Source organism: Saccharopolyspora sp., assembly GCF_017434145.1.
Classification (GTDB): Bacteria; Actinomycetota; Actinomycetes; order Mycobacteriales; family Pseudonocardiaceae; genus Saccharopolyspora_C; species Saccharopolyspora_C galaxeae.
The window spans coordinates 1-2,566 of the sequence record NZ_JAFRFW010000537.1; the positions used below are offsets into that span (position 1 = coordinate 1).

At 70.2% G+C, this 2,566-nt stretch carries 3 protein-coding genes; 1 reads left to right on the plus strand and 2 read right to left on the minus strand.

Annotated elements, in window-relative coordinates:
* Positions 1 to 318: 318 nt before the first annotated feature.
* Positions 319 to 1,251 carry a helix-turn-helix transcriptional regulator gene (locus tag IJH84_RS14870; RefSeq protein WP_295145452.1) on the minus strand — a complete coding sequence of 311 codons (933 nt, stop codon included), beginning with the start codon at positions 1,249 to 1,251 and terminating at the stop codon, positions 319 to 321.
* Positions 1,252 to 1,616: 365 nt separating this feature from the next.
* Here IJH84_RS14870 and IJH84_RS14875 point away from each other — a divergent pair, with 365 nt between their 5' ends.
* Positions 1,617 to 2,105 (plus strand): hypothetical protein, encoded by a 489-nt coding sequence (locus IJH84_RS14875; protein ID WP_295145454.1) that lies wholly within the window; start codon positions 1,617 to 1,619, stop codon positions 2,103 to 2,105.
* A gap of 319 nt (positions 2,106 to 2,424) precedes the next feature.
* Here IJH84_RS14875 and IJH84_RS14880 read toward each other — a convergent pair whose 3' ends face one another.
* Positions 2,425 to 2,565, minus strand: coding sequence for a hypothetical protein (locus IJH84_RS14880; protein ID WP_295145456.1), 141 nt, complete (start codon positions 2,563 to 2,565; stop codon positions 2,425 to 2,427).
* Position 2,566: the final 1 nt, after the last annotated feature.

A 2,566-nucleotide genomic window follows, 5' to 3' on the forward strand; every position in this document is an offset into this window, starting at 1 on the left:
GCCACGCCCGCGAACAGCGCCAGCGAGTGCGCGGCCCACCGAGCCCGCAGCGCCGCCCGCGCTTCCAGTTCGTCGAGGCGGGAGCGCTGCGCGATGTCCGGGTCGTCCGCGCGGACCGGGCTGCTGGGCTCCACGGCACCGTCCTCAGATCGCCAAGCCGGGTGGGGTAGCGAAGGCATTCTTCCCCACGCGCCACAGCGGTTGCGGGTTGCCGTCTGCGGCCGGGCCCCGGGCTATCAGCGCGGACCGGCGGCGGCCAACGATCCTGCGCGGCAGCCGATCGAACCGTGGTCCCTTCGTGACCGGACCGAGAGCGGATCAAGCCCCGAGCAGCTTCTCCAGCAACTCGGCACTGCGTTCGGTGCTCAGCGCGGTGTCCTGGAGCCGGTCGAAGGTGCGCGCGTACCAGTCGGTCTGCGCGTTGCTGTCGAGGTAGCTGGAACCGATCAGCTCCTCCAGGTAGACCACCGAACTCGGGGTCGGCTGCTCGGTGCGCACCAGCTGGAACGACGTGGCCATCGCCGGGTGCGCGCCGGTGTCGAAGGGCAGGATCTGCACCGCGACGTTCGGCAGATCGGCCAGCTCGCGCAGGTGCTCCAGCTGGTTCTGCAGCACCGGCTCGCCACCCACCGGGCGGCGCAGCACGGCTTCGTTGAGCACGGCCGCGATTCGCGGTGGCTGCTCCCGGTCCAGCACCGTTCTGCGTTCATCGAGGACCGCGGAAAGGCGTTCGAGTTCTTCGTCGCTCAGGCCGGTGTCGGCGGCGCGGTTGATCGCCTTCGCGTAGTCGGCGGTCCGCAACAGCGCGGGCACGAGTTCGGACTGGTAGATCGAGACCGCGGTGGCAATGCTTTCCAATGCGACGAAACGTTGCGCCCAATCGGGAACGCGAATCTGATTCCGCTTCCGCGCCTGGCGGGCGAGTTCCAGCACGGCTTCCGTCGGATCGCCGTGCACCCCGTAGAACCCGACGAGCAGCCGGACGTCGCCCGGGCCGATGGTGGCCTTGCCGGTTTCGATCTTGCTGATCTTCGGTTTGGTGCACTCCAGCGCGAGCGCCGCCTCGGCCTGCGTCTTTCCGCAGCTCTCCCGCATGTCGCGGAGCAGCCGTCCCAGTCGCAGGCGGGCCACGGGCGGGCTCAGCGCGCGGTGCGCGACGCTGTCGGCGGGAACGCCTCCGGCGGAGCCATCGGCGCGGATGCGCTGCCGGCCAACGCCCTCCCGGGAGAGGCTCTCGGCGGTGCGGCTCATGATTCCCCTTCTGCTCGGATTGTCTGATCCGGATGCGATCCGGTGGTCTGATCCGCCGGTGGTTCGGTCCGGTGATCGGGCGGGCTCCGGCGCCGGAATGACATGGCTTCACTTTCAGTTCTTCCAGCGGAATACGCGCACGGCAACCAAGATCATCCAATTGGGTAGTTCCCGGTGCGAAGCAGGTTTCTTTATCGTTCATGAGGGCGGTCGCCACTGCGGGATATTCCCGCCGCTCCGGACCGAGCGAACCGGTGGAACCGCCTGGAGCGAGTCGCAACGGGCACGGAACAGCAACGGGCAAGCAACAGGAATCCGGCCGTCGGCGCATCCGGCGAGAGCTCCCGAGACGCGAGGAAGCGAGCATGAGCATCGAAATCTGCGCGACGATCGCGCTGTTCGCGCTGGCCACCGCGGTTGTGCTGGCGTTCCCGCTGCGCAGCGGCAACGGCGAGCACGCGCACGCGGGCCCGGGCACGTTGACGGTGCACCGCCTGCACGAGGTGGTCGCCGCGCTGCCCGCCGGTCCTGGGCTGCCCGCCGGTCCTGCGCAGCTCGCCATTCCCGAACCGGCCGCTCCCGCATCGGCCCGGTCCCGGACCCGAACCGGCTCGGCCGCCGCCGAACCGGACGACGAGGACATCGCCTGGCCCGAGCACGACTGGTCGGAGTACGTCGGCAGGCACCGCCTGAGCACCGACAACCCGATCTTCCACCGGCTCGCGATGGGCGTGTGGCTCTACATCCACCGCCATCCGCACTCGCGGGAGGCGGGCAACCGCCGCTTCCGGCATCCCGGAAAAGAGTTCGTCGTGTTCAACAAGCCGCCGCTACTGTTGGACCAGCCGTTCTGATCCGCCGACCGCAGGCGGCGCTCCGGGTGATCGGCGAGGCTCCGGCGGTTCCGGGCTCGCCGTAGCGGCGGGCTCGCAGCCGGGACCGAGGCAGCTGTCCGCCAACACCGCTCCCACCCTGCTGCTGGTGCACGCCCGCCGCGCAGGACCGGGTGATCGCCGAGGCGGACGCGCTGGCGCCGCGGAACCCGTCCCGGGTGCACTCCGTCGATGCCGGTCACGTCGGTTGCCACAGCCGTCCCCGCGAGTTCGCCGAACTGCTGGACGGGATCGTGGCGGGTTCCGCCCGGCCCGCGGACCAGGCGGAACCCGGTGCGGATCACGACCAAGGACCGTCGCTGACGCCGCCGGTGGCGGGGTCGAACAGGATGTAGCCGCGCTGGAAGTCCACCTGCGTGCCGCCCTCGACCTCGTGCGGATCGGAGGTCGGGTAGCCGAGGTATCCGGACTGCCGGTCCAGC

Excerpts from the sequence above, each read along its gene's own strand:
- IJH84_RS14870 (WP_295145452.1), bottom strand. The coding sequence starts at position 1,251 with ATGAGCCGCACCGCCGAGAGCCTCTCCCGGGAGGGCGTTGGCCGGCAG.
- IJH84_RS14875 (WP_295145454.1), top strand. The coding sequence starts at position 1,617 with ATGAGCATCGAAATCTGCGCGACGATCGCGCTGTTCGCGCTGGCCACC.